The organism is uncultured Cetobacterium sp., from assembly GCF_947039425.1.
GTDB lineage: Bacteria > Fusobacteriota > Fusobacteriia > Fusobacteriales > Fusobacteriaceae > Cetobacterium_A.
The window spans coordinates 1-2,608 of sequence record NZ_CAMQYW010000283.1 but is presented as its reverse complement, the minus strand read 5'-3'; the positions used below and the strand labels follow the sequence as shown (position 1 = coordinate 2,608).

At 29.5% G+C, this 2,608-nt stretch carries 3 protein-coding genes; all 3 read right to left on the bottom strand.

What is annotated here, in order from left to right; translation table 11 throughout:
• Positions 1–62: 62 nt before the first annotated feature.
• Positions 63–1,172, bottom strand: coding sequence for a D-alanyl-D-alanine carboxypeptidase family protein (locus tag Q0V09_RS10560; protein WP_297489395.1), 1,110 nt, complete (start codon positions 1,170–1,172; stop codon positions 63–65).
• 73 nt (positions 1,173–1,245) lie between these two features.
• On the bottom strand, positions 1,246–1,620 hold the full coding sequence (gene nifU, locus Q0V09_RS10555; RefSeq protein ID WP_297404589.1) for a Fe-S cluster assembly scaffold protein NifU: 375 nt from the start codon (positions 1,618–1,620) through the stop codon (positions 1,246–1,248).
• Between the two features lie 24 nt (positions 1,621–1,644).
• On the bottom strand, positions 1,645–2,608 hold a 964-nt coding region (locus tag Q0V09_RS10550; protein ID WP_297489391.1), incomplete at its 5' end, for a cysteine desulfurase family protein.

Sequence of the window (2,608 nt, the reverse complement as noted above, 5' to 3'; positions counted from 1 at the left end):
AAATTTAGAGCTAATAATTAACGATTTTGTGGGACATTTTCATTTTTAGTTGACAATATATTTTAAAACTTATCCATGATTCTATCTGTTATTGATTTTTTTTCTATATTTTCTTTTATTATTAATTTATCTGAAGCAATTTCGTTTCCATTTACTAAGACCTTATAAGTTCCAACAACATCACCATTTTTCATAGGTGCTTTTACGTAACTCATTCTATTTACTTCTATTTTTACATCTGAATCTTTTCTTAAAATTCTTGATAAATTTTTACTTCCATAAACATCTATATTATTTATGTATCCAGTTTTTACAGGAATATTAAATAAAGGAACTGATTCCTTAATAATATCTTTGTTTCTATAAATTTTATGAAACTCTCTATTTAATTCTAATACTTTATCATCTCTAATATCTTGGGTTTTTCCGCCCATAACAACAGTTACTAAATTAGTATTATCTTTATCACTTAAAACAGTTATATTAAATCTAGCCTTTCTATGATATCCAGTTTTTAATCCATAAATTCCATCTGTTCCTAATAACTTTATAGTACTTCTCAATTCATAAGTATTATTTAATATCATTGCTGTTTTCTGCCTAGCTATAGCTAAATATTCCGGATATTTTAGAGCTTCCATTGTCATTCCATAAATCCCTTTAGCTGTTCCCATATCCATTCTTTTCTTTGTCATATAATCTGGAAGGCCTGCTGGAGTATGAAACTCTAGATCATTTTCCAATCCTAATTTTTTAGCTTTCTCATTCATCATATCAACAAAAGTGGAAATGCTTCCTTTCCCCACATATTTTGCTAAAGCATATGCTGCGTTATTTGCAGATCTTATTGCTGCTGATTTTAAAAGATCTATTAATAAAACTTTATCTCCACTTTTCACAGGTATAATCGTTCCACCCACACTTACAATTTCCCAATCAATAGGAACTTCATCATAAAGACCTATCTTTCCTTTTCTTATTTCATCTAAAGTTACCATTATAGTCATTACTTTAGTTACTGAAGCTAGAGGGTATTCTTTTTCTGCATTTTTTTCATAATAAATATTTCCTTTTGTATCTCCCAATAAATATGATCTATAATTTGGAATATTTGCTCTTCCAAATACTAAGCTAACATAGCCAAACATAAAAAACAAAACTAATTTTTTCATAAAAACCCCTCTAAATAAATGTTTTAAAATAATAAAGGCTACTATGAATTCATAGCAGCCTTTGTATTATACATTATTTTTGTTTTTTAGCCAAGTAATCTTCTATCGCTTCTTTTAATGCTTCTTCAGCTAATACTGAACAATGCATTTTAGTAGCTGGTAACCCTCCTAAAGCTTCTGCAACAACTTTATTTGTCACTTCTAAAGCTTCATGTATATCTTTTCCTAATACCATTTCTGTTGAAATTGATGATGTTGCTATTGCTGAAGCACATCCAAATGTTCTAAACTTAACATCTGTTATTTTATCATCTTCTATCTTAAGAAAAATTTCCATAATATCTCCGCAAGAAGGATTTCCTACTTTCCCATATCCATCAGGATTTTCCATTGTTCCAACATTTCTAGGATTCATAAAATGATCCATTACTTTTTCTGTATATTGCATAAAATTTCTCCTTTTACTCTTAAATTATTTTGTATATTCATTCCATAAAGGCGATAGTATTCTTAATTTTTCTACAACTTTTACAACTTGCTCTATTGTATAATCAATTTCTTCTTTTGTATTATACTTTCCTAAACTAAATCTAATAGTTCCATGAGCAAATTCAGGTTCAATTCCCATTGCTAAAAGTACATGTGATGCCTGTAACTCATCTGATGAGCAGGCAGAACCTGAACTAACAGCAATTCCTAAATAACTTAATGACAATAAAATCGATTCTCCTTCTAGGTATTTAAATGTTATACTTGATGTTCCTGGCAATCTTTCTACATTTTTTGCATTTATTACAATTTCTGGAATTCTTTTTAAAATTTCACTCTCAAAGTAATCTCTTAATTGACTTTCTCTTATCATTTCAACTTCCATTGATTCACATGCCATTTCTAGAGCTTTAGCCATTCCTACTACAGCTGGAGTATTAGTAGTTCCTGGTCTTAATTTCTTTTCTTGTCCTCCACCAGTTACTGTTCTTGCCACTCTCACACCTTGTCTTATGTAAAGTCCACCAATTCCTTTAGGTCCATGAAACTTATGACCTGAGAAAGTTAATAAATCTGCACCTAATTCTTTTGGATAAACTGGAATTTTACCAACTGTTTGAACAGCATCTACATGTAATAAAATTCTATTTTTCTTTGCTATTTCACCAATCTCTTTTATTGGTTCAATTGAACCTACTTCGTTATTTGCATGCATAACTGATATTAATATAGTTTCTGGTCTTATTGCAGCTTTTAATTGTTCTACATCTACAATACCATTTTTATCTACTGGAATAAAAGTTACTTCCATCCCATCTAAAGCTAAATCTTTATATGTATTTCTTATAGCTGGGTGCTCTATAGCACTAGTTATAATATGATTTCCTCTATTTTTATAAGCCTTTACTACTCCTCTTACAGCAATATTGTCACCTTCTGTACCTGAT